Source organism: Bacillus sp. ISL-46, assembly GCF_018613205.1.
In genome coordinates, this window is sequence record NZ_JAGGQR010000013.1 from 186,719 (window position 1) to 205,480 (window position 18,762).

The window sequence follows — 18,762 nt, forward strand, 5'->3', positions numbered from 1 at the left end:
TAAATAAATTTTTTCTCATTCATACGAAGACCGCAACAATAATATGATGTATTTATGTTTAAACAGAATTGGAAGGAGGAAACGATCTTTGCAAAGCATGCGATGGATATGGGGATATATACGGAATTACCGGGTTAGATTATTCATTGGACTTTCACTTGCGCTAGCTGTTTCAGTTCTAAATATGTTTAATCCCTATATTGCCGGTAAAATCATCGATAAGGTTATTTATGGACATCAGAATGATTTATTATGGCCCCTGTTGGGATTAATGATTGGTGTAACCATAACCAAGACAGTGATTCGTTATAGTTATCAATTAATGTTTGAGCGGATTTCGCAAAATGTAATTTTTACGATAAGGGAAGAGTTGTATACTCGGCTTAACCAATTGGATTTTAGTTTTTATGATCGAACAAAAACGGGAGATGTCATGGCGCGCATGACTGGGGATTTAGAAGCAGTCAGGCATTTTACTGCATGGGCTATTTATATTATTTTTGAAAATGTTACCATTTTGCTGTTTGCTATTGGATTCATGTTTGCTCTACATCCGCCGTTAGCTTTGGTCATGCTCGCCGTAACACCGATTATTGGTTTCTTTGCTTTTCGTTTAACCTATACTGTAAAACCCACTTTTTCTGCGATTCGGGAACAGTTTGCCAGGTTGAATTCAGTGGTGCAGGAGAATATCAGCGGCAATCGAGTGGTAAAAGCCTTTGCGAAGGAAGATTATGAAATAGAAAAATTTTCATTAGAAAATACAGGTTTCAAGGAAAAGAATCTTAACTCGGCAAGAGTATGGGAAAAGTACTTGCCCGTACTTGATTCACTTGCAGGGATGTTAACAGTTGTCATGATCGTAGTTGGTGGGATTATGGTAATTAATAATTCTATTTCTCTTGGAGAATTAGTTACGTTCAATTCCTTGATATGGGCGCTAAATAATCCGATGCGGATGGCTGGCTGGTTGATAAATGATGTCCAGCGGTTTATTGCTTCTGCTGAAAAAGTGGAAGAATTATTAAATGAAGAACCGAAAATCACCAATGCTGTCAATAAAAAGAACGTGGAAAATTTCAAAGGGATCGTTGATTTCAAACAAGTCTCCTTTAGTTATGGTGAAGAGTCGGTGTTGAAGGATATTACCTTTAAAGGCATGCCGGGTCAAACGATTGGAATTATTGGGCCGACTGGTGCCGGGAAATCAACATTAGTGAATCTTCTAAGCAGATTCTATGATACGGATAGTGGAGAAGTAAGCGTGGACGGAATCAATGTGATGGAATGGGATATCCACAAATTACGGGAAAGCATGGCCATGGTGATGCAGGATATTTTCCTTTTTTCAGATACGATTGAAGGAAATATCGCTTATGGAAATCCTGAAGCGTCGATAGAATCCGTTCAAACGGCTGCGAAAATGGCAGAGGCACACAACTTTATTATTGAGCTGCCTGATAGTTACGAAACGATCATTGGTGAACGAGGGGTAGGGCTTTCCGGGGGGCAAAGGCAGCGGATTGCTTTGGCACGGGCGATTCTGAAAGATCCATCGATTCTCATCCTTGATGATACAACCTCAAGTGTCGATATGGAAACCGAACTTCGTATTCAAAAAACGTTGAAGTCTATCCATCAGGATAAAACCTGTTTCATTATTGCCCATCGGATTACATCTGTTAAAGAGGCGGATTTGATTCTTGTTATGGAAAATGGAAGGATTATTGAAAGAGGGAAGCATGAAGAACTGCTTAAGAAAAAGGGCTACTACGCTAACGTATTTAAAAATCAATATGGAAATTTTGAAGAACAGCACCATGGAAAGGAAGTGATCTATATCAATGGTACGAAATAAATTTGATGTCGATGAGGAGTTAGAGTCACCATTTAGTCTTATTCAATTTAAACGGTTGTTAATTTATATAAAGCCTCACCAAAAAAAGATCCTTTTTACCGTTTTCATGATGCTGATCGCCAGCGGTGCGAATTTAATCGGGCCGTATATGATTAAACAAGCCATTGACGTGAAAATCCCAAACAAAGACGTTGGGGGCTTATTCATTCTTGCGGGTATTTACGTAATCGCCCTGTTGATTAGCGGGATCTGTATGAAATATCGGATTCGAATCATGACTGAGACTGGACAGAGTATCATCCAAAATATTAGGAAAGATTTATTTACTCATTTGCAAAAACTATCATTCTCTTTTTACGATAGCAGGCCGCATGGAAAAATTTTAGTGAGAGTTGTAAACTATGTTAATTCTTTAAGTGATTTGCTTTCAAATGGAATCATTAATTTGATCACCGATCTTTTCAGCCTGTTTGTTATTCTCGGTTTTATGTTATCGATTGATGTAAAACTTACGCTGTATGCCATGGCTGGTTTTCCAGTACTGGCCGCGGTGATATTTTTTATAAAAAATGCCCAGCGGAAAGCCTGGCAAACTTTAAGTAACAAGCAATCCAATATGAATGCATATATTCATGAAAGTATTAATGGAATTAAGGTTACTCAAGCCTTTTCCAGAGAGTCAGAAAATAAACGTATTTTTGGTGAAGTGGCTGAGAGCTATCGAGGCTCATGGATGAAGGCAGTGAAAATACAATTTCTGCTATGGCCTTCCATTGAGATTATTTCAGTCCTAACGGTTTCGTTTATCTACATTCTCGGCATAGCGATGATCGGTCACGGGGTCACGGTTGGTTCACTGGTTGCTTTTATAGGCTATATATGGATGTTCTGGATGCCTTTAGCGAACATCGGGAATTTTTATAATGCCATCATTAATGCGATGGCCTATTTGGAACGAATTTTTGAAATGATGGATGAAAAGCCAACGGTAAACAATGCTCCAAATGCTGCTCAGCTTCCCGAAATTCAAGGGATGGTTGAATATAAGAATGTTGTTTTTGGGTATGAGAAAGAGGGGAAAACCCTCAACAATATTAATTTCAAGGTAAATCCAGGTGAAAGGATCGCTCTTGTCGGTGCAACAGGATCAGGGAAAACCACGATCATAAGCTTGATTAGTCGTTTTTATGATATTAATAGTGGGAAAATTGAAATTGACGGGATTGATATTAAGACGGTAACGATCCCATCGCTTAGGAAGCAAATGGGAATCATGCTCCAAGATCCGTTTGTTTTTTCGGGAACGATTATGGATAATATCCGCTATGGCCGGCTGGATGCGACAGATGAAGAAGTGTTAGAGGCTGCAAAAGCGGTGCAGGCTCATCAGTTTATCAGCCGTTTGAAGGATAGATATCAAACCGAAGTAAATGAGAGAGGCACAAGTCTTTCTACTGGACAGAGGCAGCTGATCTCTTTTGCCAGGGCACTATTGGCCGATCCGAAAATATTAATCCTCGATGAAGCGACTTCATCGATCGATACGGAAACGGAGCTGGCCTTGCAAAAAGGACTGGAGACGGTACTGAAAGGCAGAACATCCTTTATTATCGCCCACCGGCTTTCGACGATTCAAAACGCAACCCGTATTCTTTTCATTGAAAAAGGTAGAATCATAGAGGAGGGATCCCATTACGAATTAATTAGGCGTAAGGGGTATTACTGGAAGCTATACCATTCACAGCGCGGTAATGAGATTTGTGTCAGTTCATAAAGGTAAAAGGACAAAATTAGTTACCTTAAAGAAGAAAACCAATTATTATTGACAATATATTCATGATCTTTAAATCGACGATATATTTATATATTAGCTTACTAAAAATTTAGACACTTGTTATAAATTCCGACTAAAAATATTTTATTAAGGACTAGGGGGATTCATATGGGTAATTTCAAAATGGTATGTTTGGATATTGATGGGACATTACTGAATTCCAGGCATGAGATTACGGAAAAAACGAAACAAGTAATCCAGAAAGTTGCTATTGAAAAACAAATTCCAGTCATCCTAGTTTCTGCAAGAATGCCTAAAGGGATAAAGTTCTTGCAGCAAGCATTAAATATCGTACAGCCTATTATTTGTTACAGCGGTGCGTTCATTTGGAATAATCGTGATACGCTATTAAACATTACGATACCAGTTTCAGATGTTAAGCAGGTGTATAACATTGTCAAAAGTATCGGCATACATATCAGTTTATATAAGGATGATGAATGGTATATAGAAGAAATGGATGATTGGGCGAAACAAGAGAGTGAAATTACGAATATTACTCCTTCAATTTTAGATTTTAGTACCTTATTTATGATGTGGGAGCAAGGAAATACTGGACCTAATAAAATTTTATGTATGGCCGAATCCCATAAGATACATCAATTGGATGTAAAAATAAATGATTATCTCTCTAGCTATTTAAATATATACCCTTCAAAACCTACCTACTTAGAAATAATGCCCAAACATACAACCAAAACTTCTGCCATTGAATTTTTATGCAAAGAGTTTGATATCCTAAAAAACGAGATTATCGCAATAGGCGACAACTATAACGATATGAATATGATCGAATTTGCGGGACTTGGAATTGCCATGGGAAATGCACCGGAACAAGTGAAACAAATTGCTAATGATATCACACTTTCCAATGATGAGGACGGTGTAGCAGAGGCATTAAAAAAATACATTCTATCTTGAAAAAGTAATCAGAAAAATTAATTTATTTTTTTAAAAAAACGTTGAAACGTTTCCAAGATGATGATATCATAGGTACATGGAAACGTTTCCAAGTAGTGGTATCATAAGTTTATGAAAATCGCTTTAATATGGGAGGTAGTAGTAGTGCCAAGTTTAAAAGATGTTGCAGACCTAGCAGGAGTCGGAGTTGGCACTGTTTCAAGAGTCATTAACAATCATCCGAATGTAAGGAACGAAACACGGGAGAAAGTGAATGCTGCGATCAAACAATTAAATTACATACCTAATGAAGTGGCAAGAAACTTTAAAATGCAAAAATCAAAAATGGTTGCGCTATTGCTCCCTAGTATATGGCATCCATTTTTTTCGGAGCTAGCCTATTATATCGAAGATGAGCTTGACCGAGAAGGTTTTAAATTGATGCTCTGCAATAGTGGAGGCAGACCTGACAAAGAGCTTTATTATTTAGATAGGCTCAATCAGAATAAAGTAGCAGGTATTATCGGGATTACTTACAACGACATCGAGGATAGAGTGAACACCGATATTCCTATTATCAGCATTGACCGCCATTTTGGAAAAAAAATCACATGTGTAACTTCAGATAACTATACTGGCGGCCGCATTGCGCTAAAAGAACTTGTAAAGGCGGGAGCACAAAAAGCGGCGTATCTTGGAATCACTAGTTCTGCCTACAGTGAGGTCGAACTTCGGAAGAAAGGATTTATAGATGAATCAAAGGATCAAGGGATTGAATATATCATTTATGAGGAGCATGATGCTGTTTATAATGATGATGAATATTTCGAAAATTTCTTTAAAATAAAAGAACATCATAATGTTTCCGGCATATTTGCTAATACTGACCTGCTAGCCGCCAAATATATTGATAAAGCCAAACAACATGGAATACGAACTCCAGAGGATGTAAAAGTAATTGGTTATGATGGAATTCAGGATAATAAGCTGTTTCATCCAATTCTATCAACGATCCGGCAGCCGGTTGAAGAAATGGCAAGAATGTCTGTAAAGCTTCTCTTAAGAAAGATTGAAGGTGGAGCACTGGAGCAAGAGATTTATCGAATCCCTGTCATGTACAGAGAGGGCGAAACAACTTAGGTATTATTTGCAATTTTTTTAACTCTTCGTTGGAAACGTTTCAATTGAAACGCTGGAGGATAAGGATTTATCGAATGCCTCTCGTTACAGAGAGGGAGGAACCTTAGATATATAATTTTTTTAACTCTCTTTGGAAACGTTTCAATGAAACGTTCAAGTAAGAGATTTATCGAATACCTATGATGTAAAGAAAGGAAGAAACGGTTTAGATAATACAAATTTTTTTAGCTATTGTTGGAAACGTTTCAATTGAAATGTTAGACAAAACAAAAAAACATTGTTGAAAGTGAGGCAAGGATATGGAAGTGGTTAGGAAAGCAAATTCGGTAATCGATTTACCCATCCAAGTAAAAAAAGCATCAAAACTAAAAAAAATCTTGAGTAGTTATCAGCTCTATTTATTTCTTTTACCCGCTTTAGTTTATTTTATTGTTTTCCATTATGTTCCGATGTATGGAATATTAATTGCTTTTAAAGATTTTGTTGCAACAAAAGGAATTATGGGAAGTCCATGGGTTGGATTTAAACATTTTGAGCGATTTTTCGATTCCTATCAATTTTGGAGCCTGATTAAAAATACTCTTGGTCTTAGCGTTATACAACTAATCGTTGGTTTTCCGCTTCCAATTTTTCTAGCTCTCATGATGAACCAAATTAGAAGTGATAAGTACAAACGTTTTGTTCAAACAGTTGTTTATGCGCCGCATTTTATATCAGTAGTTGTCTTAGCGGGTATGATTTATGTCTTCTTTTCAAACAATGGGCTTATTAATAACTTAATCCTGATTTTTGGCGGCGATCCGATTTCGTTTATGGCAAAACCTGATTGGTTTAAACCATTATATATTGCCTCAGGCGTTTGGCAAGAAACCGGATGGGCTGCGATTATATATCTAGCAGCGCTTGCAGGAGTCAGCCCTGAACTGCATGAGGCTGCGGTAATGGATGGAGCAAATAAGTGGCAGCGGATTTTTCATGTGGATATTCCGGCGATTATGCCAACGGCTGTTATTCTATTAATTCTAAACGTTGGTAACATTATGAATATTGGTTTTGAAAAGGCTTACCTGTTACAAACACCAATGAACCAGCCGGCAGCAGAGATTATCCCAACCTATGTTTATAAGATGGGGTTACTGCAGGCGCAATATAGTTTTGCTGCCGCAGTAGGATTGTTTAATTCAGTGATTAACTTAGTTTTATTAGTCTTAGTAAATAAGTTTGCGAAAAAATTATCCGGAACAGGATTATGGTAACAGGAGGTGCAGCATAAATGAGTATATTAGCTTTAAAGAATAAGAGAATGACAAGAAAATCGAAGGAAGATAAGGTCTTTGATATTATTAACTTTTTTCTGGTCGCGATCATCTTACTATTGGTAGTCTATCCATTGTACTTTATTGTAATTGCCTCTATCAGTGACCCAAACATGATTTACGAAGGAAAGGTATGGCTATTGCCGAAAGAGCTGACCCTTGAAGGGTATCAGCGAATCTTTGGAGACAGCAAGATTTGGCTGGGCTATAAGAACTCCATCATCTATACGGTGGTTGGTACGATTGTAAACGTTTCTTTTACCTTAATGGCTGCCTATGCATTATCAAGAAAAGATTTATATGGAAGAAATGTGATTATGTTTTTATTCCTCATGACAATGTTTTTCTCAGGCGGATTAATTCCTACATACCTGGTTGTTAAGAATCTTGGTTTGCTTAACACTATGTGGGCGCTAATCCTTCCAAAAGCTGTTGCGGTATGGAACGTCATTGTGGCCAAAACGTTTTTTGAGTCCTCTATTCCTAATGAGTTATTAGAAGCGGCACGAATAGATGGATGCTCGGATGTGAAATTTTTCTGGAAGATTGTCCTTCCTTTATCAAAACCGATTGTGGCTGTTATGGTCCTATTTTATGCAGTGGGGCACTGGAACTCTTATTTTGATGCTTTAATCTATTTGAATAATGAAAACTTATATCCATTGCAATTAATTTTACGAAACATTTTAATTCAAAATCAGTCATCCACAATGATGATCAGTGATTTGGACTCCTTGGCCGCAAAACAAAGAGTGTCTGAGCTAATTAAATACGGTGTGATTATTGTCGCTTCCATCCCGCTTTTAATCGTCTATCCATTTGTTCAAAAATACTTTGTCAAGGGTGTTATGATCGGTGGAATTAAAGGTTAATCGAAATGATTTGCAATAAGGGGTGGTGGTCGACGTTATTGATAGTTTGCCATCCATTTAATCGATCTAATAGGGGGAAAATCAAATGTTGAAATCAATCAAGAAAAATGTCCAGAAAAACAAGAAAAAGAGCATGGCAATGGCGTTGGTTTTAGGATTAAGTGCTTCATTAGCATTAACTGGCTGCTCAAACAACGATTCAGCTAGTTCCGATAAAAAAGCAGATGCTGCCTTTCATAAAACAGGTTTACCGATTGTCGACAAACAAGTAACGCTAAACATTGTTTCACCAAAGGCAGCTCTCGCACCCGACTATTCCAAAATGGTGATTTTTGACCGACTTCAAAAAGCAACAAACGTTCAAATTAAATGGAATAATATCCCTGGTGATGGATATCAAGAAAAGAAAAACTTAATGCTGGCAAGTGGTGACCTGCCAGATGCGTTCTATGCGTCAGGCTTTTCCGATAATGATCTTGTGCAAAATGGTCAGAATGGTACCATTATCCCATTAGAGGATTTAATTGACGAATATGCCCCGAATTTAGAAAAGTTATTTGAACAAAGACCAGACTTGAAAAAAGTTGTAACAGCACCGGATGGACATATTTATTCCCTGCCGCGTGCAGAAGAAATGGATTTAATCGGAATGCCTAACATTATGTTCATTAATAAAACATGGTTAGATAAACTGGGTCTGCAAATGCCAACGACATTAGAAGAATATCATGATGTGTTAAAGGCATTTGTCGAAAAGGATGCGAACGGAAACGGTAAGAAAGATGAAATTGGGCTGACTTTCTGGTATAACGGCTGGTGCGGGAATGAAGGAGATTTAATTGGATTATTCGGGCTGCCGGATGCTCCATTTGAAGCCGATCACCGCATCGTCAGAGATGGAAAAGTTATTTATGCAGCGGTTCAGCCGGAATTTAAGGAAGCTATTAAGTATTATAACGGCTGGGTAAAAGAAGGTTTAATTGACCCTGAGGTTGTCACCCAAAAGACAGAGCAGCTTTTTGCAAAAGGGAAAACGCAGAATCCAACACTTGGCTCTTTCATTTGGTGGGAAAATACGGAAGTGGTTGGACCAGATCGAGTGAAAGATTACGTGGTATTACCTCCATTAAAAGGGAAAGATGGCAAAGTTGTCATTGGGCGTTCAAACTATTCTGAGTATGGAAGAGATGCCTTTGTGATTACCTCAGCAAACAAGAACCCTGAGATTACGATGCGCTGGGTTGACCAATTATATGAGCCAAAAATGTCAGCACAAATTAACTGGGGCCCAATTGGTGAAATTTACGAGGAAGATGCGAATGGCATGTTAGTGAATAAAGAGCTTCCAGCAGGCGTAGCAATGGGTGAATTACGTCAAAAGGTTGCTCCGGGCGGTCCGTTTGTAGTCTTAAAGGAGCACTTTGGCAAAGTTGTAGACATGGAGCCAAGAGCAAAGGAAAGATTACAAATTCTTGACCAGTATTATAAACCACATATGGTACAAGAAAGCTATCCTGCCATCTTCTTTAGCCCTGAAGAGCTTGAAGTGATTAATACGATTGAGCCGGAAATTAAAGCCTTTGTGAAGCAAAAAGAAGCTCAATGGTTGATCGAGGGAGGAATTGAGAAGGAATGGGATGCGTATGTGAATCAATTAAATGATATGGGTCTTGATAAATTAATGAAAGTTTACCAAAAAGGATTAGACCGCTATAACAAACAATAATCCCAATATAAAGCCAGATATCCTTTCTCGTCTGGCTTTTCTTTTCAAAAAATAAGAAATAGGATGATGTACATGTTTGATGTCACGGCTTTAGGAGAAGTTTTAATTGATTTCACACCCTCCGGTCATTCGGAAAAGGGCCATGTATTATTTGAAACAAACCCTGGCGGGGCACCGGCCAATGTCCTAGTGGCACTCTCCAGATTAAATAAGAAAACGGCGTTTATTGGAAAAGTGGGGCACGATCAATTTGGTCATATTCTCAAGGGTGTCTTAGAAGGCCAAAAGATTGATACAAGCAATCTTTTATTCTCGGAAACAGTCAATACAACACTAGCTTTTGTTCATTTAGATGAAAAAGGGGATCGTTCCTTTAGTTTTTATCGAAATCCAGGAGCCGATATCATGCTGGAGAAAAATGATATTGATGAAGATACAATCAAACAGTCCCGTATCTTTCATTTCGGTTCTTTATCGTTAACAAATGAACCTGCAGCCACTGCCACTTTTACCGCATTGGAATATGCAAAAAAGCATAATGTAACGATTTCCTATGATCCGAATTTGCGAACTCCTTTGTGGAGGTCACTTGATGAAGCAAAGCGGCAGATTTTAAAGGGATTTGAATATGCTGACATCGTTAAAATTTCAGAGGAGGAACTGGAATTTTTAACCAGCTATCGTGATGTCATAAAGGGCACGGAAGTTTTACAGGAACAATTTGGTACAGCTGTAATATTTGTCACGTTAGGGCCAGAAGGCTGTTTTTACCGAAGCATACAAGGATATGCCAGTAAAAAAGGGTATCAAGTAAACGTTGTCGATACAACGGGAGCGGGAGATGCCTTTGTTGGCGGTGTATTATATCAAATCCTTGAAAGGAAAAAACCGGTAGCTCATTTAACTGCATCAGAATTTGAAGAAATGGTTACTTTTGCTAATGCAGTTGGTGCCCTAACGACAGAAGGAAAAGGTGGAATTCCCAGTATTCCAACCATCGATCAGGTTGAAAGGTTTTTAAAAAAAGGCTTTGTTAAAGGCTAGTGTTGATTTTGGGTGGAGGGTAAAAGTCTGTGCTGGTTTTATATAGATAGATTAGTTTTTAAATATTAACAATATTCGATAAACTGTGGAAAGGAAATAAAATCAATGGTTTTGGGGACTGTAGCAGCTTTACGGGAGACTATAGATGAATTTCGCCAGAGTATGTACGAATTAGCAAAGAAGAAGGGCATTTCTGATCCATGTGTAATAAAAATTAGTCAGCAATTAGATGGAAAAATCATCATGTTGCAAACAAACATATACCATTCTCAATCTTTATCAACAGCAAAGAGTCTTTATTATGATGAAAACAAGATTGAGCCTGTAAATATTACTCATAGTAAATAGTTTAACTGAAATAATCAACAGCAAACCTTAACAAAGCCTTAAAAAAAAGAGTTCCTGAGAAAGGGAAAGTGTAAGAAATGAATAATAACGTCCTGGAAAAAAAACAGTATTATACCGAAAAATACCGTCCGCAGTATCACTTCTCACCGGAGCGCCAATGGATGAATGACCCGAATGGGATGGTGTATTATAACGGAGAATATCATTTATTTTATCAATATCATCCCAATGGAACGACATGGGGTCCGATGCATTGGGGGCATGCGGTAAGTAAAGATCTTGTTCACTGGGAACACCTCCCAATTGGTTTGGCTCCCGATGAGCATGGAACGATTTTTTCGGGGAGTGCAGTCGTGGATTGGAATGACACAAGCGGTTTCTTTGGAGGGGAATCAGGGTTAGTGGCGATTTTTACTCATGCTGATACATACCCTGATTCGGACCGTCCACGACAAAGGCAGAGTCTTGCCCATAGCAAGGATAATGGGCGGACATGGGTAAAATATGAGGAGAACCCTGTTCTCCAAGAAGAAAGTATCACAGATTTTCGTGATCCAAAAGTGTTCTGGCATCGTGAAACCAATCAATGGGTCATGGTTTTAGCCGCAGGCCAAACGATTAGAATCTATACTTCCAAAAATTTAATAGCTTGGGAGTTTGCCAGTGAGTTTGGAGAAGGTCATGGCTCCCATCAGGGTGTTTGGGAATGTCCTGACCTGTTTGAATTACCTGTTGATGGTGATTCCAATCAGAAAAAATGGGTGCTATTTGTCAGCATTGGCAACGACCCAAAATATAAAGAAGGATCGAGAACACAATATTTTATTGGAGATTTTGATGGTAAAACATTTTTCAATCATCACGAACCAGAAACGACTCTTTGGATTGACCATGGCCGCGATAATTATGCAGGAGTCAGCTGGTCTGATGTTCCGGCCGCAGACGGAAGAAGGATCTATATTGGCTGGATGAGTAACTGGAGTTATGCCAATATTACGCCTACAAAAGAATGGCGAAGTGCAACGACGATTCCGAGAGTACTTGGATTAAAGAAAACTGAAGAAGGAATTCGTCTCGTACAAAACCCGATTCATGAATTACAAAGTCTTCGTCATGAAAAGATAGTATTAGAAAACGAACGAGTTGTACCTGGAAAAAATCTTTTAGATAATGTAAAGAGTAACACATTCGAAATCGTTGCCGAGTTTGAAATTGGTTCAGCAGCGGAATTTGGATTCAAGGTTTGTAAGGGAGCCAATGAAGAAACGATAATTGGTTATGACGTAAAAAAACAAACATTATTTGTTGATCGAACCAATTCGGGAGAGGCTGCTTTCCATGAGGACTTCGCCGGAAAACATGAGAGCCATCTACTGCTAGAAAATAATATGATCATCTTGCATGTTTTTGTTGATCAGTCATCGGTAGAGGTGTTTGGAAACGGCGGAAAGTCGGTGATAACGGACTTAATCTTCCCAAATGAAGAAAGTAAGCAAATTGAGCTCTATGTAAAAAACGGAGAAGTTAAGTTGCAGTCGCTTGAGCTCTTTACGTTAAAATCTGTCTGGCGATAATGCAGTGAAAAGGGTAATAGGGGGAATGACAGGATGAACGCTTTAAACAACAGATTATATACGACATTGAATACAATCGTAGATTTATTTCTATTAAATTTACTATGGGTCATGACGATGCTCCCCCTCATTACCTTTTTTCCGGCAACAGTTGCCATGTTTGGTGTTGTCCGTAAACGAATATTGCAAAAGGAAACGGAGGGTATCGTGAAGAGCTTTTTTAAAATTTTCAAGGAGAATTTTAAACAAAGCTTTATCCTATCGATATTTTGGAGTGTGCTTGCCCTCTTTTTATTTTTGGATTATCGGCTTATCCAGCCAGGAGATTCTGTTGTTCAGCTTCTTCTTTATATCGTCTTAATTATTGGCATTTTGTTATTTAGTTCAATCTCCATTTATCTTTTTCCGATTATGGTACATTTCGAACTAAGCTGGAAGCACGTGATTCGAAATGCTTTTCTCTTTTCCCTTATGAACCCGGTCTTAACGATTCTTTTATTGATAATTGTTGGGGCGGGTACTGCTATTTTCTATTTTTATCCAGCTACGATTTTCATCATTGGCAGTCTCGCAGCATATGCAGTTTATTACTTATGTCAATTATGGTTTAACCAGTTGCTAAACATGAAGGGAACAAACTGAAGATTAAAAATTATTCTAGGGTGCACTTAAACAATACATATTAGCACCCATTCTTATAAGTTGATTTGTAAGCGCCTTCTATTTGCTTGGATAGTAGTGATAAATAAATGTTGGAGGGGAACAGGGTTGAAGCAAAGATTAAAAAATCAAGGAATATCGGTAGTGGTCATTTTTTCTTTAATCATTTCAATGTTTATGCCCACTGTTTCTAGTAAAGCCGAAACACGTGAAACATCGATTTCGTCTGTTGATGGCGAAAATGAACCATATCGGTCCAAATTTCATTTTTCTCCGGAAAAAAACTGGATGAATGATCCCAACGGCATGGTTTATTACGATGGGGAGTATCATCTGTTTTATCAGCATAATCCTGCTGATCCTAAGTGGGGACCGATGTATTGGGGACATGCGGTAAGTAAAGACTTGGTCAATTGGGAATACCTGCCGATCAGTCTTTATCCAGATGAAACAGGTTTTATCTGGTCAGGGAGTGCAGTTGTGGATTGGAACAATACGACTGGATTTGGAAGCGATTCTAAACCGCCGATGGTGGCTGTATTTACTCAAGAAAAAGGCGGTCACCAAGTTCAAAGTTTGGCTTACAGTAACGATAAGGGCCGGAATTGGACGAAGTATGAAGGCAATCCGATTATTCCAATGCCAGAGGGGATTGACGTATTCCGGGACCCAAAGGTATTCTGGCATGAGGAAACAAACAAGTGGATTATGGTCATTTCAGCTGGTGATCGCGTTTATTTTTATAACTCGCCAGATTTAAAAAGTTGGACGAAAGTAAGTGAATTTGGCAACAATGACGGCTCCCATGCGGGAACATGGGAATGCCCGGATTTATTTGCCCTTCCGGTTGATGGGGATCCAACTAAGAAAAAGTGGGTATTAGCTGTCAGTATCAGTGAAGGTGCCCCTGCCGGCGGTTCGGGGATGCAATATTTTATCGGTGATTTTGATGGGAAAAATTTTACCAATGCCAATGATCCGAGTAAAGTTCTCTGGGCCGATTATGGGGCTGATTTCTATGCAGCTGTTACATGGAGTAATGTGCCTGATGGACGCCGCTTATGGCTGGGGTGGATGAATAATTGGAAATATGGACAGGACATTCCAACATCCTCATTCAGTGGAACGATGTCTATTCCGCGTGAACTTGCCTTATCAACGGTTGATGGGGAAGGGATTCGTCTTATCCAAAAACCTGCAGGTGAGTTCGAAAGCCTTAGGGGCAATCCGCAAGTTTTTGAAAGTAAAGTGCTAACTCCAGCAGAAAATCTGCTTTCGAACGTATCAGGAGATACCTTTGAGATTATGGCTGAATTTGATTTGAATTCGGCGACGGCAACGGAGTTTGGTTTTAAAGTTCGAAAGGGCGATAGCGGGGAAACAAAGATTGGTTACGATATTGGCAATAAAAAATTGTTTGTTGACCGTTCCAATGCTGGTGAATCAAGTTTCAATGGCAATTTTGCTGCAAAACATGAAGCACCGTTAAATGCCAGTAATCAAACCGTTAAACTCCATCTGATTGTTGACAAGGCATCTGTTGAAGTATTTGGTCAAGACGGCCGTGTTGTGATGACGGATCAATTCTTCCCTAATCCTAAAAATCAATCTCTTGCACTTTACACAACCGGTGGAGAAGTATCCCTAAAATCATTAAAGGTATATGATTTGGACAGCGCAACCTTTGTTTCAAAAATAGATCAAGTGGCCGTTGATGGAGTCAGTCTGCCAAATGAGATTGAAAATCCAGATTTTGAGACTGGCAATCTATCAGGATGGACAGAGGCAGGCTCAGCATTTGATCGTACAGTATCGAATGTTACTAGTTTTTGGGGTGGTCCTTTTCAGCAGCAAGGAACCTACCATGTTTGGGGATTTGCCGGCGCAGCGAATGATGCAAACTCTGATTTCCGTACGGGTGTAATGAAATCAACTGCATTCAAACTGGGCGGGAATGGAAAGATTGATTTCCTTGTTGGCGGGGGCCAGGATATTACGAAACTATATGTTGCCTTGGTTCGTGCTTCGGATGGAAAAGAGCTTTTTAAAGCAACGGGATCCAACACAGAAGCCTACCGAAGAGTCAGTTGGGATGCATCGGAATATATCGGGGAAGCAATGTATATCAAAGTAGTTGACTATCATTCTGGCGGATTCGGGCACATCAATGTCGATGATTTTCATGTTTTTAATAATGACCCGGTGAATACCGATGTTATCCAAAATCCAGATTTTGAGACTGGTGATTTAACAGGATGGACAATTGTGGAAGGCGATGCCTTCAGCAATCAGGATGTTACAGCTGATAAGGATTGGGGTTGGGGCGGACCGTTTAATCACCATAACCAATACCATCTATGGGGAGCTAAAGATGGTGAAGACGGACAAACTGGAATTTTAAAATCATCAAACTTTACGCTGGCAGGTACTGGTGAAATTAATTTCCTAATCGGCGGCGGTAATGACATAGACAAATTATATGTGGCCTTAGTTAGAGCCTCCGATGATAAAGAACTTCTCAAAGCGACGAATACCAATTGGAAGGACAGCGAAGCTTATACTCGGGTCAAGTGGGACGCAGCCAATTACCTGGGGGAAAAAGTCTACATCAAAGTGGTGGACCATGCGACAGGTGGATGGGGCCATATTAACGTAGATGACTTTCATGTGAAAAATACCGGCATCATAGCAAACTGGCCATTGGATGAAGGCAGTGGAACCAAAACAAAAGACTTTGTTAGAGGAATGGCAGACCCTATTTCCTATGTGTTTACGAAAGCTTTATACAAGCCATCGACCGATCCTTTATGGAGAGATGGGATTCGTAACAAAGCTTTACTGTTCGATGGATATTCTACAACGATTACTAGGCCATCTAATCAAACTATTAAGCCAACAGATGCTCTTACAATTGAAGCATGGGTTGCTCCAAGATCTTACGAATGGGGCGATCTCGGCCAATTATCAGCGATCGTCAATCAACACAATAAAACGGCAAGCGAAGGTTATATCCTTGGCTTGGGACGGCACGGGAAATGGTCGTTTCAGGCAAGTATTAACGGTGAGTGGAAGGATGTTTGGGCTGCCGAAAACAAGCCTCTTGAAAAAAATAAATGGTCGTATATTGTTGCCACCTTTGATAAGGCTGAACAAAAAATGAAGCTTTATTTAAATGGTGAATTGGTCGGGGAGACGGTCACACCGAAAGGAACCATCACACCATCTTCAAATGATTTATTAATCGGAAAACATAATAGCGCTGCTCTGGTTAACGGAGCTTTCACTGCCAATATGTTTAATGGAATGATTGACGAATTAAAAATGCATAACCTATCTCTGTCAGGAGAAAAAATTAAAGAGAATTATGAGTCCTATTTAAATAGTTTTGAGAGTCATAAACTTCCAATACCTGATTTAGCACCTGACCGCAGCCGGTATGATGGCGATCGGTACCGCCCGCAATATCATTTTATCGCACCAGAGCATTGGATGAACGAGCCTCATGCGCCGTTCTTCTATAATGGGAAATATCATTTATTCTATCAAAATAATCCCCAGGGCCCATATTGGCATCAAATTCATTGGGGGCATTCTGTAAGTGAGGATATGGTTCATTGGAAGGATGAACCGATAGCACTTGCACCTGATGGGAACTCCGTTGCGCCGGATGGTGTTTGGTCAGGCGGATCAACTGTTGATGGTAATGGTAATCCGGTGTTATTTTTTACAGCAGGTGATGATAAAAAGGTTCCAAATCAAATGACAGGTCTTGCAACTAGTAAAGATCCTGAAGACCCCGATTTGAAAGAATGGTCCATGTATGAGAAACCAGTTACGATTCAAGAGCCCAACCTCCCGGCAAAAGAAGGGGAGGTATGGTACGGGCAATTCCGTGATCCATATGTTTGGAAAGATGGAGATACATGGTACCAGCTCGTTGGTTCAGGTATTAAAGGTGCAGGGGGAACGGCACTTCTTTATACCTCCAAGAACCTGAAAGATTGGGAATACAAAAAGCCACTGATTGTCGGCAATTATAAGCAAAACCCGAAAACTGGCCAAGTTTGGGAGTTGCCAGTGTTCTTGCCATTAGGTAAAGATGCAAAAGGTGTTGAAAAATATGTCTTCTTTTTCAACCCTTGGTTTGATGGGTACAGTCCACACAATGTCAAATATGTTTGGTATTGGATTGGAACATGGGATAAAGAAAAATTAGAGTTTGTTCCTGACCACGAGGAACCGAAACAATTTGATTATGGTGAACACTTTACAGGACCAAGCGGAATGGTTGATGGAAAGGGACGTTCGATTCTCTTTAGTATTACACAGGACCGCCGGACGGAGAAGCAGCATTACGATGCTGGCTGGGCTCATAATGCAGGGCTGCCGCTTGAGCTTTCATTAACTTCAGAAGGTGGATTAGGGATTAAACCAATTTCCGAATTAGATTCCTTAAGGAAGAAGGAACTTGTTTCGATTAAGAATATGAAAACAGATAAAGCCAATGAATTATTAAAAACTGTTAAGGGTGATCTGTTGGAAATTCAACTCGAGATTAATCCAACCTCAGCAAAACAAGTAGGTCTAAAAGCTAGAAAGTCAGCAAATGGCGAGGAAGAAACATTACTATTCTTTGATGTTGAAAAACAATCACTAAACATTGATCGAAACAAATCCAGTCTCGATCCGGATATCCAAAAAGGGATACAGGGAGGAAAGCTTAAGATTGGTAAAGAAAATCTCAAGCTTCATATTTATCTGGACCGGTCCATGATTGAGGCTTATGCAAATGGTGAAAAAAGCATCACATCACGTGTATATCCAACCCTTTCCGATGCTCTGGGCCTGGAGTTATGGAGTAGTGGCGGAAATGCGAAAGTGATATCGATGAAGGTATGGGAAATGGGTTCCGCATACGGGGAAACGGTTCCTGCCTATTGGCCTGAATCGAATGGCGGTGGAGATCCTATTCCAGAAAGTACAGAATTGCCAAACCATGATTTCCAAACCGGCGATTTAACCGGATGGACTGTTGTAGAAGGGAAAGCTTTTAGTAATGAACACGTTTCCAAGGCAAACGATTGGGGATGGGGCGGACCGTTTAACCAAGCCTCAGACCGAATCGACCCGGAACAATACCATTTATGGGGTTATAATGGAGAAAAAGGCGGGGATTCATTGACAGGAGTCTTAAAGACTGAGAACTTTGTGTTGGGCGGAAACGGAAAAATCGATTTCCTTATTGGCGGAGGAGCTAATATCGACAGACTTTATCTAGCACTGGTACGAGCTTCAGACGGCAAAGAGTTAATGAAGGAAACGGGTGGTAACTGGGAAGCCTATCGAAGAGTTAACTGGGATGCTTCGGATTATATAGGAGAAGAGTTATACATCAAAGTTGTAGACTATGAAACTGGCGGATGGGGACATATTAATATTGATGATGTAAATGTACCTGTGGCCATAAAAAGGTAAAATCGTACCTTGATA

12 protein-coding genes are annotated in these 18,762 nt (G+C 39.5%); all 12 read left to right on the forward strand.

Features of this window, described 5'->3' with window-relative positions:
* Positions 1–88: 88 nt before the first annotated feature.
* The 12 genes from J7E67_RS07920 (at position 89) to J7E67_RS07975 (ending at position 18,747) form a co-directional block, all read left to right on the forward strand.
* Positions 89–1,858, forward strand: coding sequence for an ABC transporter ATP-binding protein (locus J7E67_RS07920; protein ID WP_214715136.1), 1,770 nt, complete (start codon positions 89–91; stop codon positions 1,856–1,858).
* A complete protein-coding gene (locus tag J7E67_RS07925; RefSeq protein ID WP_214715138.1) occupies positions 1,845–3,632 on the forward strand; it encodes an ABC transporter ATP-binding protein in 1,788 nt (595 codons plus the stop codon). The genes J7E67_RS07920 and J7E67_RS07925 overlap by 14 nt, the downstream gene beginning before the upstream one ends.
* A 168-nt stretch (positions 3,633–3,800) precedes the next feature.
* On the forward strand, positions 3,801–4,613 hold the full coding sequence (locus tag J7E67_RS07930) for a Cof-type HAD-IIB family hydrolase (protein ID WP_214715140.1): 813 nt from the start codon (positions 3,801–3,803) through the stop codon (positions 4,611–4,613).
* A gap of 144 nt (positions 4,614–4,757) precedes the next feature.
* Positions 4,758–5,732: a LacI family DNA-binding transcriptional regulator gene (locus J7E67_RS07935; RefSeq protein ID WP_214715142.1), complete on the forward strand. Its 975-nt coding sequence runs from the start codon at positions 4,758–4,760 to the stop codon at positions 5,730–5,732.
* A 299-nt stretch (positions 5,733–6,031) separates the two neighbouring features.
* Complete coding sequence (locus J7E67_RS07940; protein ID WP_214715143.1) at positions 6,032–6,988, forward strand: ABC transporter permease; 957 nt, start codon at positions 6,032–6,034, stop codon at positions 6,986–6,988.
* 17 nt (positions 6,989–7,005) lie between these two features.
* Positions 7,006–7,920 (forward strand): carbohydrate ABC transporter permease, encoded by a 915-nt coding sequence (locus tag J7E67_RS07945; RefSeq protein ID WP_251026625.1) that lies wholly within the window; start codon positions 7,006–7,008, stop codon positions 7,918–7,920.
* Between the two features lie 85 nt (positions 7,921–8,005).
* Positions 8,006–9,646: an ABC transporter substrate-binding protein gene (locus J7E67_RS07950; protein ID WP_251026626.1), complete on the forward strand. Its 1,641-nt coding sequence runs from the start codon at positions 8,006–8,008 to the stop codon at positions 9,644–9,646.
* A 72-nt stretch (positions 9,647–9,718) separates the two neighbouring features.
* Complete coding sequence (locus J7E67_RS07955; RefSeq protein ID WP_214715144.1) at positions 9,719–10,690, forward strand: PfkB family carbohydrate kinase; 972 nt, start codon at positions 9,719–9,721, stop codon at positions 10,688–10,690.
* Positions 10,691–10,795: 105 nt separating this feature from the next.
* Positions 10,796–11,038: an aspartyl-phosphate phosphatase Spo0E family protein gene (locus J7E67_RS07960; protein WP_214715145.1), complete on the forward strand. Its 243-nt coding sequence runs from the start codon at positions 10,796–10,798 to the stop codon at positions 11,036–11,038.
* 77 nt (positions 11,039–11,115) lie between these two features.
* A complete protein-coding gene (locus tag J7E67_RS07965; RefSeq protein ID WP_214731325.1) occupies positions 11,116–12,612 on the forward strand; it encodes a glycoside hydrolase family 32 protein in 1,497 nt (498 codons plus the stop codon).
* Between the two features lie 33 nt (positions 12,613–12,645).
* On the forward strand, positions 12,646–13,254 hold the full coding sequence (locus J7E67_RS07970; RefSeq protein ID WP_214715147.1) for a YesL family protein: 609 nt from the start codon (positions 12,646–12,648) through the stop codon (positions 13,252–13,254).
* A 126-nt stretch (positions 13,255–13,380) separates the two neighbouring features.
* Entirely contained in the window at positions 13,381–18,747 is a 5,367-nt protein-coding gene (locus tag J7E67_RS07975) for a GH32 C-terminal domain-containing protein (RefSeq protein WP_214731327.1), read from the forward strand.
* Positions 18,748–18,762: the final 15 nt, after the last annotated feature.